Origin of the sequence: Lentzea aerocolonigenes, assembly GCF_000974445.1 — a bacterium.
Taxonomy (GTDB): domain Bacteria; phylum Actinomycetota; class Actinomycetes; order Mycobacteriales; family Pseudonocardiaceae; genus Lentzea; species Lentzea aerocolonigenes.
On record NZ_BBOJ01000004.1, the window covers coordinates 391,477 to 405,265 of the forward strand.

Here is a 13,789-nt window from a genome sequence, read left to right on the forward strand (position 1 = left end):
TGTGTTCGGTAACGTCGACTGCATGGCGGGCGACGCGGGTGTGGCCCGGTATTCCTACCGGCTGCGCCTATCGATGTCCGCCCGCCGCGCGTTGCTGGCGGAGTGGGACCGCTGCCGGTGGGTGTGGAACCAGTGCGTCGCGCAGTCGCGTGAGACCCACAGTCACAACCGCGAGAATCCCGGCGAACCGCGGACGTGCGGCCCAGCTCAGTTGGACAAACTCCTGACGGACTGGCGCGCAGGGCATGTGTGGTTGCGGTCGGGATCGTCGGTGGCGCAGCAGCAGGTCATCCGGGATTTCGGTGCGTCGCGTGCCAAGGCGCTCAAGGATGTGCGGGAGCGGGTGCCGCAGGGGCGGCGTGCCGGGATGCCGCGGTTCAAGAAGCGGTCGCTGGACGAGCCGACACTCAACTACACCCGGCGCGGGTTCCGGTTGCGTGACGGTGTGCTGCACCTGGCGGGCGGGATTGCGGTGCGGCCGGTGTGGTCGCGGGAGTTGCCTGCCGTGCCGTCGTCGGTGCGCGTGTACCGCGACAGTCTCGGCCACTGGTACTGCTCCTTCGTCGTCCAGGCGCAAGTCCAAGCCTTGCCCGTGACGGGCAGGGCGATCGGCATCGACTGGGGTGTGAGAGAACTCGCCACCACGACCAGTGACGCGCACGACTTGCCCCACCCTCAGCATGGCAAGAACGCCGCGAGGGGCCTGGCGCGGTATCAGCGGATGATGGCCCGTCGCCGCCCGGCCAAAGGAAGGCCTGGTTCGAAGGGGTACCGGCACGCCAGGCGACAAGCGGCGAAGATCCAGAAGAAGGTCGCCCGGCGTCGGCAGGACACCGCCCGCAAGTGGGCCAAGCGGGTGGTTCGTGACCATGACGTGCTTGCGGTGGAGGACTTCCGGCCGACGTTCCTGGCGAAGTCCACGATGGCTCGCAAGGCCGCGGACGCCGCGATCGGCGCCACCAAGCGTGAGCTGATCGCGATGGCCCGCAAACACGGCCGCGACCTGCGGCTGGTGGACCCCAAACACACCACCACGGACTGCGCGGCATGCGGTGCGAGAACCAAGCACGCCTTGCCGCTGTCCGAACGCACCTACACCTGCACGTCGTGCGGGGCCATGTCTCCCAGGGACAAGAACTCCGCAGCGGTGATGCTGATCCGGGCAGGTTTGAACCCGGTCGGCGCTGACGGCACAAGACCTGCTCGTCCGCCGGACGAGCAGGCAGCCTGAGCCGAAAATCCCCACACAGCCCATGCAGGGCTGGGGAGCATTCAAAGTTGCCAGAGGACCGCGCCGGCGAGCGTCAGGCACCCCACCAGCCCAATCGCGGGCACGACGCGCTTACCGAGCGTCCACGCGCTGGCGTTGGCGATCGCGTAGTAGAGCAGCACGCAGAACGAGCTGAACACGATCGCGCGCGTGACGTCCACGGTGAGCACCAGCGCGATCGCGGCCACGCCGGTCGCGATCTCGGCTGCCCGCAGGTCCGCCAGGAACCCCGGCAGCCGGCGGTCGCGTGCCATGGCCAGCGCCGTCCGGCTCACGCCCAGCTGGAGAGAGAGCAGCGAGCCGAGCACCGCGAGACAGGCGCCGATCCGGATGACGGGAGCCCAGGTGGGCGACACGTCGGCGAGGGTCTTCGTCGCCAGGTCGCCGCCCAGGGCGTTCAGCGCGGTCACGGCCACGATCGCGTAGACGGTCAGTGTGATCGCCAGCGAGATGATCACGGCACGCGGGATCGTCCGCTGGGGTTCCTTCACCTCCTCTCCGAGGGTGGCGATGCGCGCGTAGCCTGCGAACGCGAAGAACAGGAGCGCGGCGGCGGGGAGGATGCCGGACGGGAGGAAGTCAGCCGGCACCGCCGCGTCCCGTGCTGTCACGGTCGTCAAGGCCAGCACGAGCAGAACGGCGATCACGATGATCCTGGTGGCCAGCGCGGACTTCTGGACACCGGTCAGGTTCAGCACGGTCAACGCGACCACCGCGCCGACCGCCACGAGTTTGGGTGCACCTGCGTAGTTGCCGACTGTCAGCGCCATGGCCGCGCACGACGCCGTCTTGCCGAGCACGAAGGCCCAGCCCGCCAGGTCGCCCCAGATCCGGCCGAGACGCTCGCGCCCGTAGACGTACGTGCCGCCGGACTGCGGGTACTTCGCGGCCAGCCAGGCGCTCGACAACGCGTTGCAGCAGGCGATCACGCCCGCGATGACGAGGCTGACGAGCAGTGCGGACCCGGCCGCCGCCGCGGCCGGGGCGAACACCGCGAAAACACCCGCGCCGATCATCGAGCCGAGCCCGACGAAGACGGCATCGGTCAGGGTCAAGCTCCGGGTCAGTTGCACCCGGTCAGTCTGCCGCGAGAAATCACTGCGACACAGGGCAGCCCTTCACGGGAGAGGGCGCCGGGAAGAAGTTCGGCAGGAGTTCACCTGAGTCGTAGTACCGGTGGTAGACCGGGGTGAGCCCGCCCGACACGGGTGGCACGATCCACGACCAGTCAGCGGGGCACGAACGTCCAGCAGCCTCCTCCTTCTCCAGGTGCGTCAGGAACCTCTGCGACTCGGTGTGGTGATCGGTGATCGTGACCCCGGCCTCGCCGAACGAGTGCAGGACGGCGCGGTTGAGCTCGATCAAAGCCCTGTCGCGCCACAACGTCGCCTCCGACGACATGTCCAGGCCCATTCGTTTGGCGATGTACGGCAGCAGGTCGTACCGGTCGTGGTCGGCGAGGTTGCGGGCGCCGATCTCGGTGCCCATGTACCAGCCGTTGAACGGCGCCGACGGGTAGTCGATGCCGCCGACGCGCAGGCGCATGTTGCTGATCGCGGGGACGGCGTGCCACTTCACGCCGAGCGCGCCGAGCCACGGCAGTTCCGGGTGGGAGAGCGGAACTTCCAGCACCGCGTCGGTGGGGATGTCGACGAGTGCGGGCTCGTGCCCTTCGCAGGACACCATCAGCGGGAGCACGTCGAACGGACCGCGCGTGGCGGGTGGTTGCCAGCCCCGCTTCAACGCGAGCTCGGTCAGCGCGAGGTTGCGCGCGTCGCCGAGCACACCGCCGTCCGTGCCGCGGTAGGCGGCGTAGCGGACGATCTGCTCGTTGAGGATCTGCGGGGCGGGCATGCCGGGCTCGGCCGGGGCGAAGATCGTGATGACGGGGCGGATCTTGCCCTTGTTGGTCGCCACGCGGAGGTGTTCGACGCACTCCGCCGCCACGTCGGCGGGAGCGGACACCTCGCGCTGGTCGCGCACTTTCAAGCTCCGCCAGTAGAGGCGGCCGATGCAGCGGGAGCTGTTGCGCCAGGCCACACGGGCGCCGAAGGTCAGCTCGGCGGTCGTGTGGCGGTAGGTGCCGGTCGCGGCGATCTCCGCGTGCACCTCGGCCAGTCGCGCCTCGACCGGACCGAGGTCCGGGTGCTCGGCGTGGTGCTGGCGGACGAAGTCCTCTGCCTCGGCGATGTCGATCTGGGTGTTCTCGACCTGCGCCGGGGGAAGCGCCGTGAGGGAACGGGGCATCACATCAGTCGGGACGGGGGTCATGGCGAGGCACCGTAGTTGCGCTTTCGTGTACGGGAAACCGCCTCTAGCGCTACGCCATCTGGATCACTGGACCGCGTCCGACACGCTCAGCGAGTGCTTGATACCGCAACCGGGTGACAAAGGGCGCGACAAAGGGTGGTTTTGGACCGTTATCTCACCGACACCAAACATTGACCGGTGATCTAGTTCACTGGTGGATTCGACCCGTTCGAGTGAACTTCACCGCGGCATGGCGGGAACCTGCCACGACGAGAAGCGGGTCATGCCTCGCACCGCCACCGGTCCCGGCAACGCCCGGAGCACGAAGTTGCGCAACGCCAGCGCGATCGGCGACCGCACCCCGATGCCGAACTTCCCCGCCATTCGCGAACCCTTCCACACCGCCTGCGTGCGCGTCCGGCGCACCGCGTCGTACCTGGCGAGATCACCGTCGACCGCGGCCAGCGTCACGGCGTCCTCCAGCGCCATGCACGCCCCCTGCCCGAGGTACGGCGTCATCGCGTGCGCCGCGTCGCCCAGCAACGCCACCCGCCCCGAGACGAACGTGGGCAGCAGCGGCAGCTCGTAGATGTCGTGCCGGAGCACGTCGGTGGTCGACCTCACCAGCTCCGGCAACGGGTCGTGCCAGTCGGCGAACACCTCGGCCGGATCCAGGTCCGCCCCGGCGGGCGCGACGGTCGCGACGTACCAGCACACCCTGCCGTCCCCCAGCGGCAGGATCCCCGCCTCGCCGCCGGGACCGAGTGTCTGCGTGATCGGCAGGTCGAAGGGACCCGGCGCCACCCCTCGCCACGCCGTGGCCCCCGCGTACACCGGTCCCGGCGCGTCGGGCAGCAGCTCCGCGCGGAGGCGGCTGTTGATGCCGTCCGCCGCCACCACGAGGTCTGCGTCCAGCTCCTCAACGCTGGTCACCTCGGCGTTGTTGAAAAGGATCTCCGACGGCAACGCGCGCAGCAGGACGCCGTGCAGATCGGCCCGGTGCATCGCGACGACCTTCTCCTGGCCGACGTCGGGCAGGTGCGTCAGCCACCTCCCGTCCGACGCCCGCACCCCGCCGGACACGCGCGGGGTGCCCAGTCGCCGGACCTCGTCCGCCACGCCCATCCACTCCAGTGCTCGCAGCGCGTTCGGCATCACCCCCACACCGGCGCCGATCTCGCCGAACGCCGCGGCACGTTCGTGGACGACGACCTCCCAGCCGACGCGCCGCAACGACACCGCCGCCGCCAGTCCGCCGATGCCGCCGCCCACCACGATCGCCTTCATCGCACCCTCCTCTACAGATGTAGAGAAATCTACACCTGTAGAATGCGGCCGTGGAGGGAGACAAGCGACACATGCGCAAAGACCTGATCACCGACGCCGCGATCCAGCTCGTGGCGGAGCAGGGCATGCGCGGCCTCACCCACCGCGCGGTCGACCGTCAGGCCGGCCTGCCGGAAGGCTCCACCAGCGCCTACTTCCGCACCCGCAAGGCGTTGATCGAAGGGTTCGTGGAACGGCTCGCCGTCCAGGAGCAGCAGGAGATCGTGCTCGACCCCGACGACCTCGCCGGCGGCATCGCGCGGACGATCGACGGCTGGCTCGTCGAGCGGAACCGGACGCTCGCCAGGTACGCGGCGATGCTCGAAGCCACGCACCACCCGGAGCTCAGGACGATCCTCGCCCACTCCCCGCGCGAGCAGGCGACCGCGCTCGCACAGGCGTTGGGCCACGAAGATCCCGAACGCTCCGGCGCGCACATCACCGCGTTCATCGAGGGCCTGCTCTTCTACCGGCTCGTCGGCGGCGGCAGCACGACCGGACCGGCGCCCGGCACGGAGGAGAACGTGCGAGACCTCGAGCGGGCGGTCGAAAAAGCGTTGCGACCGTAAGTACCGTGGGTCTCATGGGATTCGGGTACGGGGTCTTCTACCTCTGATCACGGACGTGTGCCACCACGCAACACGTCCGGATTTCGCATACCCAAAAAGAGGATCCCGTGCGCTCGCACGTTCATTTGACGACCCAAGATCTCACCAAGGGCTATGAGGCCGCCCCCGTCGTCGACGGCATCTCGCTGAAGGTCTCGGCAGGCCAGCGTCTCGGCGTCATCGGCGAGAACGGCCGCGGCAAGACCACGTTGCTCCGCCTGCTCGCCGAGGACCTGGCTCCAGACCAGGGAACTGTCACGCGCCACGGTTCGTTGAGCCTGGTGCGACAGGAAATGCCGTTCCACGACGGCGAAACGGTGGGGGACCTGCTGTCAGAAGCGCTGCGCGAAAGCCGCACCGCACTGTCCGAACTGGACAGTGCGGCGGATCCCTTCGACGAGCAGCGCTACGAGAACGCTCTCGCCCACGCCGAGGCCATCGAGGCGTGGGACGCCGAACGCCGCGCCGACATCGCGTTGAAGGCACTGGACGCCGACCACGACAGGTCGACCGCACTGGCGACTCTCTCGGTGGGACAACGCTATCGGGTCAGGCTCGCGTGCCTGCTCGCCGAACGCGCGGACGTCCTGCTGCTCGACGAACCGACGAACCACCTCGACGCGGGCGCGTTGACCTTCCTCACCGAACGCCTCCAGCAGCACCACGGCGTCGTAGTGCTCGTGAGCCACGACCGCACGCTGCTGGACGACGTCTGCACCCAGCTGCTCGACCTCGACCCGTCCCCGGACGGCGAGGTGCACCTGCACGGTGGCGGCTACCGCGCGTTCAAGGAGGCCAAGCGCGCCGAACGCCTGCGCTGGGAGCAGCGGTTCGCCCAGGAGGAGGCCGAGCACGACGAACTGGCCGAGAAGGTCGAACGCGCCCAGTCACGCCTCAAGGACGCCTGGCGCCCGCCGAAGGGCGCGTTCAAGCACAAGCGCGGCACCCGCGCGGCGAACAAGATGCGCAACGTCGCACGGAGGCTGGAAGAGCTCGACGACCAGCGCGTCGACGCTCCCCCACCACCGTTGCGCTTCACTCCGCCGGAGCTGGAGGCGAGCGGCGACCTGCTGCACGCCACCCCGCTCGAAGTACCCGAAAGGCTGAACCTCACCGAACCGATCTCGCTCAGCGCGGGCGAGAAGCTGCTCATCACCGGTCCGAACGGGGCGGGCAAGTCGACGCTGCTGAACGTCCTGGCCGGTCGCCTGACACCGGCGACGGGCACCGTCCACCACGTCGGCCGCGTCGCGCTGCTGGCCCAGGAGTCCACGTTCGAGAACGAGGAGGCCACCGCGGCCCAGTTGTGTTCGCGGGTGGGGGAACTCGGTCTGCTCAGCGGAAAAGACCTCGTGCGCCCGGTCGGCCGGCTGTCCACCGGCCAACGCAGGCGGCTCGAGCTGGCGATCCTGCTGAGCGGCGGCCCGCACGTGCTGCTGCTCGACGAACCGACCAACCACCTGTCGATCGCACTGGTCGACGAGCTCACGGAGGCACTGCTCCAGACTCGCGCGGCCGTGGCCGTCGCGACCCACGACCGTCAGATGCGGACAGATTTCGCGTCGTGGCGATCCGTGACTCTTCACAGAGTCATGAAAGTTCTGTAGCTTCGAAACAAGGTCTTCTACCGAGCACTGGGAGGTGTGCGAGATGACCGAAGTGATCTCCGAAGAGCTGCCGATCACGCGCCAGAAACCGTTCGACCCGCCCGCCGAAGTCACCGAGATCCGCGAGAAGGCCCGCATCAGCAGGCTGAGGTTCACGGACGGTCACCTCGGCTGGCTGGTCACGGGTCACCACCAGGTCCGTGAGGTGCTGGGAAGTCCAAAGTTCAGCAACGACCCGAGAAAGCACCACCTGCTCGACAAACGCTTCCAGGGCGACGTGCCGGACGACCCGGAGGCCCGCAAGCCCCAGCCGGGCCTGTTCCTCAGCCAGGACCCGCCGGACCACACACGGCTGCGCAAGATGCTCCAGGGCCAGTTCACGGTCCGGCGGATGAACCAGCTGTCCGAGTGGATCGGCACGATCGTCGACGACCAGCTCAAGCACGTGCGGTCGTTGAACGGCAAGGCCGACCTGGTGACGGAGTTCGCGCTTCCGGTGCCGTCACTGGTGATCTGCGCGCTGCTCGGCGTCGACTACGACGAGCGGCACCGGTTCCAGGAGGACACCGCGACGTTGCTGCGCCTGGGCTCGTCGTTCGAGGAGGTGAGAGCCGCCCTCGAACGCATCCAGGGGTTCATGCGCGAGCTGATCACCCGCAAGAAGGCGAACCCCGGCGACGACATGATCAGCGACCTGCTGGCCACCGGGGAGCCGACGGACGAGGAAGCGTCGAACATGGCGATGCTGCTCCTGCTCGCCGGGCACGAGACCACGGCGAACATGTTGGGCCTCGGCACGTTCACGCTCCTGCGGCACCCGGACCAGCTGAAAATTCTCAAGGACGAGCCGGAGAGCATCGACAACGCCGTCGAGGAGCTCATGCGGTACCTGTCGATCGTCCACTTCGGACCGGTCCGCACCGCGGTCGAGGACGTGGAGATCGACGGTCACCTGATCAAGGCGGGCGACACGGTGCTGCTGCACCTGCCGGCCGCGAACCGCGATCCCGACAAGTTCGCGGGCGACCCCGATGAGCTCGACCTGCGCCGGCCCGCGTCGGGGCACGTCGCGTTCGGGCACGGCATCCACCAGTGCCTCGGCCAGCAGCTCGCCCGCATCGAGATGCGGATCGGGTTCTCCAAGCTGTTCCAGGAGTTCCCGGACCTGCGGCTGGACGTGGCACCGGAGGAGGTGCCGCTGCGCGCCGACATGGGGATCTACGGGGTCCACTCGTTGCCGGTAGCGTGGTCGGCATGAGGATTTCCGTCGACCAGTCGAAGTGCTGCGGTTCGGGAATGTGCGTTTTGACCGACCCGGACCTCTTCGACCAGAGCGAAGAAGACGGGACGGTCGTGCTCCTGCAGGAGCACCCGGACGCCGCGCACGAGGCCACCGCGAAGGAAGCGGCGAGTCTGTGCCCGGCGAGCGCGATCACGATCAGCTGATCCGCCCGCGGGGAAGAGCTGCCAGGCGACGACAAGGGCCTGTGTCGAAGTCTGGTTCGATGAGAGCCGCGCTTGAGGTGGTTCCTGGTGGTGCGGCCGGACGGCCCGCATACCGGTGTTGTATGTGGGTCGTCCGGCCGTGCCGCCAGGGGCCGCCTCGGGCCCGGCTGTCGCGGATCAGACTTCGACACAGGCCCTGGTGCCCTGTCGCCTGGCACCCCAGCGGTCGTCGTGAGGTCGTACGCTCACGCCATGAACACCGCGCCCGGCTGGTACCCGGACAACGCCGACCCGCGCTTCGTCCGCTGGTGGGACGGCACGCAGTGGACGTCCCACGTGCAGCCGCGCCAGCAGCAGGCCGACGCCCACCACGCGGAGCTCCAGATGGGCGGTACGGGCCAGGAGAAGGTGGCCCAGCAGGTCCAGCGCGCCGGCGTCCAGGGCGTCGTGCAGGGTGGCGGCGGCACGCTGTTCACCGAGCCCGTCCTGGTGGTGAACCAGAAGGCGAAGCTCATCGAGATGTCGAACTCCTACGTCATCTACGACCAGCACGCCCGCCACCTCGGCACCGTCGAACAGGTCGGTCAGTCCGGCGCCGCGAAAGCGTTGCGCGCCTTCACCAAGCTCGACTCGATGCTCGACGTGCGGCTGGAGATCCGGGACGTGCAGGGGCATCCGCGGCTGCGCGTCACCCGCCCGGCGACGATGTGGAAGTCCAAGGTGATCGTCGAACGCGGCGACGGCATGCCGATCGGCGAGATCGTCCAGGAGAACGTGTTCGGCAAGGTCCGTTTCGCCTACGTGTGCAACGGGATGCAGATCGGCGGCATCTACGCGGAGAACTGGCGCGCGTGGAACTTCTCGCTGCGCGACCACACCGACACCGAGGTCGCGCGCATCACCAAGACGTGGCAGGGCTTCTCGAAGGCGATGTTCTCCACGGCGGACAACTACGTCGTGCAGTTCCACCGCCAGGTGCCGGACCCGTTGCTGAGCATGATCGTGGCGTCCGGTGTCACGGTCGACACGGTGCTCAGCCAGAACCAGGGTTAGCCGGTCGCCAGGCGGAGCTCGTCGACCTCCGCCTGGAACCCTGCCGCCGTCAGTGTTTCCTCGGCCTGCCGCCAGTGCTCGCGGGCCTCTTCCACGCGTCCGGCGCGCTCCAGGGCGTCGCCCATCACCCGCAACGACCGCCCGAGCTCCGGCGGCGAGTCCATCCCCCGCACGTGCTCCAGCGCCAGCGAGGCCAGCCGCAACGCCTCTTCCGGCGTCTCGGCCAGTGCGGATCTCAAGCGCCACACCCAGATCCGGCCGTGCTCGTCGTCGTGCTCCTCGAAGAACTCCCACGCCTGGCGGAGTTGCTCCTCGGCCAGCGAGATCTGCCCGGACCGGATCAACGTGTCGGCGAGGAACACCCGCATGTTCGCGGCGAAGTCCGGATCACCGAGCTTCTGCGCGGCGGCCAGCGACGACCGCAGGAACGACGCCGACATCTCGAGCTCACCGGTGAACTGGTGCAGCCGCCCCAGCTCCAGCGTCGCCATCAGCTCGCTCTGCTCGTCGCCGAGCTGACGGGCGATGCGCCGCGCCCGTTCCAGGTAGTCCTGCGCCCCGGCGAGCCCACCGGCACGCCGCTCGATGGCGCCCAGCGAGCACAGCACCTCGACCTCGCCGTGCGGGTTGCCCGACGCCACGAACCGGGTCATGGCCTCACGATGTGCCTCGCGGGCCTCCGCCGAGCGGCCGCTCCACTCGTGCATCCAGCCCATTCCGTACCAGGCGTAGGCCTCGCCCCACACGTCACCGGACGCGGCGAACCCCTCCTGGGCGGCGGCGAAGTCGGCCGACGCCTCGACGTAGCGGTGCAACCGGCCGCACAGGATTCCCCGCTGCTGGATCAGGACCGGTCTGCGCTCCGGCGGTGCGCAGGACAACCCGAGCTCGTTGATCTGCGCCCAGTCGTCGAACCGCGCGCGCAGGTCGCAGAACGCCGCCGACCGGATCGCCAGCTCGGCGGCCAGAGCGCCCAGCCCGAGCGCGGCGGCCTGCGTGATCACCGCGTGGAGGTTCTGCCACTCCGCGTCGAACCACTCGGCCGCGTCGCCGAGATCGAACCGTTCCAGCGCAACGGGTTCCAGCCGGATCGCCTGGTGCGGCAGCTCGACGTCCGCGCGCGTGACGAGGTCGAGCCACTGCTCGAACAACGCCTTCAACGCGATCGCCGGATCCTCCGACGCCGCCTCGCGCCCGAACGCGCGCAGCAGGTCGTGCAGCCGGTACCGCACCTGTCCGAGCCCGTCGCGGCCCGCGTAGTCGACCAGGCGGGCGTCTACCAGCGCCTCGACGTGGTCCTCCGCGTCGTCGAGGTCCATGCCCAGCAGCCCGGACGCCGTCCACGCCGGGAAGTCCGGGGTGTCGACCAGCGACAGCAGCCGGAACGCGGTCCGGTGCGAGGAGTCGAGCCCGTCGTAGGACAGGGCCAGCGACGCCCGCACGTCGAGGTCGCCCAGCGACAGCTCGTCGAAGCGGCGGCGTTCGTCGGACAACCGGCCCGCGAGCTTCGCGAGCTGCCAGTGCGGGCGCGCGACCAGACGTGCCGCCGCCACCCGCAACGCCAGCGGCAGCTTGCCGCAGTACGTCACGATCTCCTGTGCCGCATCGGGTTCCGCGGCACAGCGGGCCTCGCCGACGGCCGCGCGGAGCAGCGCCAGCGCGTCGGAGGAAGGCAGCACGTCCAACGGCACGACGTGAGCCGCCTCCAGACCGGCGAGCGCCGCCCGTGAGGTCACCAGCGCCGCGCCGGAGGTCGTGCCCGGCAGCAGCGGCCGGACCTGCGCCTCGTTGATCGCGTTGTCCAGCACGACCAGGATCCGCCGGTCCGACAACAGGTCCCGGTAGAGGTCGACCCGATCCTCCACAGTGGACGGAATGGCACCGCCGGACACGCCGAGGCCGCGCAGCAACCGGTCCAGGGCCGCGGCCGGTTCGACGGGCTTCTGCTCGCCGCCGCGCAGGTTCAGGTACAGCTGGCCGTCCGGGAACGCGTCCCGCACGAGGTGCGCGCAGTGCACGGCCAGCGAGGTCTTGCCGACGCCGCCGGGACCGGTGATCGTCCACGTCCCGCCGGCGCGCAGGCCCGCCGTGAGCCGCGCTACCTCCTCCTCCCTGCCGGAGAAGTCGCCAACCGCGGGTGGCAGCCAGGACGGTCCGGACTGGACGGCGACGGGCGTGGAAGAGCCCGCCAGCACCTCCATGTGCAGGGCGCGCAGTTCGGCGTTGGGGTCGATGCCGAGCTCGTCGGCGAGCACGTCGCTGGCCCTGCGGTACACGTCGAGCGCCTGCGCCTGCTGGCCGGAGCGGTGCAGGGCGAGCATCAGCTGGTACCAGAAGCGTTCCCGCAACGGGTGTTCCGCGACGACCGACCGCAGTTCGTCGACGATCTGGTCGTGCCGCCCGAGCTGCAACTCGGCGTCGTTGCGGCGTTCCAGCACCTCCCAGCGCTGCTCGTTGAGGCGCTGGACGTCGGTCTGTTCCATGCGCAGCGAGGACACCTGGTCCAGGGCGGGCCCGCGCCACAGCGCCGCGGCCTCACCGAGCAGCCGGGCCTCGGTCTCCAGGTCGGGGGCGCGCCGCGCCTCCGCCCGCAGCCGCTGGAACGTCAGCAGGTCGAGCTGGTCGTCGTCGACGTGGATCGAGTAGCCGGTCGGCCACGTCCGGACGAGCTGACGGTCGGCGAGGTCGTCCAGCGACTGTCGCAACCGCATGACGTACGTCTGCAGAGTCGCGCGCGCCGAACCGGACGGTTCCTCACCCCAGAGGTGTTCCATCAGCTCGTACGAGGAAACCGGCGCGTTCGCCTTCATCAGCAACGCCGCGAGCAGGACACGCTGTTTGGCCGAGCGGAGTTCCACGACCCGGCCGGAGTCGATGACCTGCAACGATCCAAGAACCCTGAACCCCCAACGCCGTTGCATGGGCCGATCCTAACCAGGCGGTAACCCCAAGTGTCAGCGAAATGTCAGCGGGTCACGTGATGCTTCTCGCCCATGAGGAGGTCAACAGCGATCGCCGCGGGTGAGTTGCTCGGCTCCTGCGCGCAGATCTACCGCGCGAGCACCGAGATCCGCTGCTGACCGCCCACACCGGACGCCGGGCGACGTCGAGGCCCCCCAGCTAGACGTTGCCCGGGCACATGGTGTCGCCGGGGCTCGAAGCCCAAACCTCTCCTCGGGCCCCGGCGGCGCCTTCCACGGCCTCAGGCCGCACCCTGCGAAGTGCTCATGAACGCGCTGAGGCGGGACGACAGCTCGTCCGCGGCCTCGTTGCCGCGCAACCGGTCCGCCTCCTGCTTCAGCGGCCGCATGCGATCACGGGTGCGGGCGGAACGGATGGCGCCGGACACGGCGATCGCCTGTTCCCCGATGTCTCGCGCCTGCTCGGTTTCGTTCTGCACCAGGTAGTTCATCGCGAGCGCGGCCAGCCGGAACGACTGGCTGCGTGACGCGTCCTCTCCCCCGGACGAGATCGCCCTGGTGAGCAACGGGATCGCCGACCGCGCGTACTTGACGTCACAGGTGCGTGCGAGTTCCGTGTGCACCATGCCGCCGATCGACACGAGGTCGGCCAAGTCGAAGAACCGCGCCCACGGCGGTGCGTCCTCGGTTTCCGCGCGTTCGAACTCCTCCTCCGCGCGGGCGAACTGGCGCAACGCCTGTTTCTCCGCACCCATCTTCGCGAACGCCCACGCCTCGTTGGCGTGCAGGATCGACACGGCCAACGTGGACCCACTGGCCTGTGCGATGGGCAAACCTCGTTGGAACGACGCCAAAGCGTCTTCCGCGAGTTCGTAGTGCAGGTGCACGCGGCCCATCCGGTAGTGGATGTTGGCCTCCAACTCGGTGTTGCCCGACATGCGCGCGAGTTGCATCGCACGGCCGAAGTGCAGGTGTGCGGATTCCAGCAGGCCCATGTCGAACGACGCCCAGCCGGCCAGGTTGTGCAGGTCCGCGATGGCGACCTGGAGGCGTTGGAGCACCGGTCCGGACGAGCCGGTGTCGAGCAGCGGGTTCGCCCAGTTCAACAACGCGACGCAGGCGTCCCGGCAGGAACCGCCGCCGTATTCGTAATCCAGTGCCCGAAGCGCGCTGGTCAGCGTTTCGACATGCCGCACGTCGGTTTTGTCCACGCGAGCTGGAAATGCGTCGCCGTTGAACATAGCTGGCCCTCCTGACGTGCGCCGGACACCCGTACAGGTACCCGTTACACACCGCCGGTACTCACCG

Annotated in this window: 11 protein-coding genes; 6 read left to right on the forward strand and 5 right to left on the reverse strand. The window is 69.1% G+C overall.

Annotation, left to right across the window (positions count from 1 at the left end; genetic code table 11):
• The first annotated feature begins 22 nt into the window (after window positions 1-22).
• Window positions 23-1,231 (forward strand): RNA-guided endonuclease InsQ/TnpB family protein, encoded by a 1,209-nt coding sequence (locus tag AOM45_RS10150; protein ID WP_030472163.1) that lies wholly within the window; start codon window positions 23-25, stop codon window positions 1,229-1,231.
• A 41-nt stretch (window positions 1,232-1,272) separates the two neighbouring features.
• Here AOM45_RS10150 and AOM45_RS10155 read toward each other — a convergent pair whose 3' ends face one another.
• The 3 genes from AOM45_RS10155 to AOM45_RS10165 all read right to left on the reverse strand — a co-directional run bounded on the left by AOM45_RS10155 (window position 1,273) and on the right by AOM45_RS10165 (window position 4,807).
• Window positions 1,273-2,337: an APC family permease gene (locus AOM45_RS10155; RefSeq protein WP_201779931.1), complete on the reverse strand. Its 1,065-nt coding sequence runs from the start codon at window positions 2,335-2,337 to the stop codon at window positions 1,273-1,275.
• Between the two features lie 28 nt (window positions 2,338-2,365).
• The gene (locus AOM45_RS10160) at window positions 2,366-3,541 is read right to left on the reverse strand and encodes a nitric oxide synthase oxygenase (protein ID WP_081902612.1); all 1,176 of its coding nucleotides are present in this window, start codon (window positions 3,539-3,541) and stop codon (window positions 2,366-2,368) included.
• A 219-nt stretch (window positions 3,542-3,760) separates the two neighbouring features.
• Window positions 3,761-4,807 carry an FAD-dependent monooxygenase gene (locus AOM45_RS10165; protein ID WP_030472160.1) on the reverse strand — a complete coding sequence of 349 codons (1,047 nt, stop codon included), beginning with the start codon at window positions 4,805-4,807 and terminating at the stop codon, window positions 3,761-3,763.
• Window positions 4,808-4,878: 71 nt separating this feature from the next.
• Between AOM45_RS10165 and AOM45_RS10170 the strand changes: the two genes are divergently transcribed.
• The 5 genes from AOM45_RS10170 (at window position 4,879) to AOM45_RS10190 (ending at window position 9,560) form a co-directional block, all read left to right on the forward strand.
• Window positions 4,879-5,415: a TetR/AcrR family transcriptional regulator gene (locus AOM45_RS10170; RefSeq protein ID WP_030472159.1), complete on the forward strand. Its 537-nt coding sequence runs from the start codon at window positions 4,879-4,881 to the stop codon at window positions 5,413-5,415.
• A 107-nt stretch (window positions 5,416-5,522) separates the two neighbouring features.
• A complete protein-coding gene (locus tag AOM45_RS10175; RefSeq protein ID WP_030472158.1) occupies window positions 5,523-7,061 on the forward strand; it encodes an ABC-F family ATP-binding cassette domain-containing protein in 1,539 nt (512 codons plus the stop codon).
• Window positions 7,062-7,104: 43 nt separating this feature from the next.
• Complete coding sequence (locus AOM45_RS10180; protein ID WP_030472157.1) at window positions 7,105-8,319, forward strand: cytochrome P450; 1,215 nt, start codon at window positions 7,105-7,107, stop codon at window positions 8,317-8,319.
• Window positions 8,316-8,507, forward strand: a complete 192-nt coding sequence (locus AOM45_RS10185; RefSeq protein ID WP_059362331.1) for a ferredoxin — start codon at window positions 8,316-8,318, stop codon at window positions 8,505-8,507. Before AOM45_RS10180 ends, AOM45_RS10185 begins: the two co-directional genes overlap by 4 nt.
• A 252-nt stretch (window positions 8,508-8,759) precedes the next feature.
• Window positions 8,760-9,560, forward strand: a complete 801-nt coding sequence (locus tag AOM45_RS10190; protein WP_030472155.1) for a phospholipid scramblase-related protein — start codon at window positions 8,760-8,762, stop codon at window positions 9,558-9,560.
• Here AOM45_RS10190 and AOM45_RS10195 read toward each other — a convergent pair.
• On the reverse strand, window positions 9,557-12,481 hold the full coding sequence (locus AOM45_RS10195; RefSeq protein ID WP_081902611.1) for an AfsR/SARP family transcriptional regulator: 2,925 nt from the start codon (window positions 12,479-12,481) through the stop codon (window positions 9,557-9,559). The two genes, AOM45_RS10190 and AOM45_RS10195, sit on opposite strands and share 4 nt — an antisense overlap.
• A 281-nt stretch (window positions 12,482-12,762) precedes the next feature.
• The gene (locus AOM45_RS10200) at window positions 12,763-13,722 is read right to left on the reverse strand and encodes an NsdA family TPR-like regulatory protein (RefSeq protein WP_051784471.1); all 960 of its coding nucleotides are present in this window, start codon (window positions 13,720-13,722) and stop codon (window positions 12,763-12,765) included.
• Between the last annotated feature and the right edge of the window lie 67 nt (window positions 13,723-13,789).

Bases quoted from the DNA above. Each gene is read 5' to 3' on its own strand.
- AOM45_RS10200 (WP_051784471.1), bottom strand. From the start codon at position 13,722: ATGTTCAACGGCGACGCATTTCCAGCTCGCGTGGACAAAACCGACGTG.
- AOM45_RS10165 (WP_030472160.1), bottom strand. From the start codon at position 4,807: ATGAAGGCGATCGTGGTGGGCGGCGGCATCGGCGGACTGGCGGCGGCG.
- AOM45_RS10185 (WP_059362331.1), top strand. From the start codon at position 8,316: ATGAGGATTTCCGTCGACCAGTCGAAGTGCTGCGGTTCGGGAATGTGC.
- AOM45_RS10150 (WP_030472163.1), top strand. From the start codon at position 23: ATGGCGGGCGACGCGGGTGTGGCCCGGTATTCCTACCGGCTGCGCCTA.
- AOM45_RS10180 (WP_030472157.1), top strand. From the start codon at position 7,105: ATGACCGAAGTGATCTCCGAAGAGCTGCCGATCACGCGCCAGAAACCG.
- AOM45_RS10195 (WP_081902611.1), bottom strand. From the start codon at position 12,481: ATGCAACGGCGTTGGGGGTTCAGGGTTCTTGGATCGTTGCAGGTCATC.
- AOM45_RS10190 (WP_030472155.1), top strand. From the start codon at position 8,760: ATGAACACCGCGCCCGGCTGGTACCCGGACAACGCCGACCCGCGCTTC.
- AOM45_RS10160 (WP_081902612.1), bottom strand. From the start codon at position 3,541: ATGACCCCCGTCCCGACTGATGTGATGCCCCGTTCCCTCACGGCGCTT.
- AOM45_RS10170 (WP_030472159.1), top strand. From the start codon at position 4,879: ATGCGCAAAGACCTGATCACCGACGCCGCGATCCAGCTCGTGGCGGAG.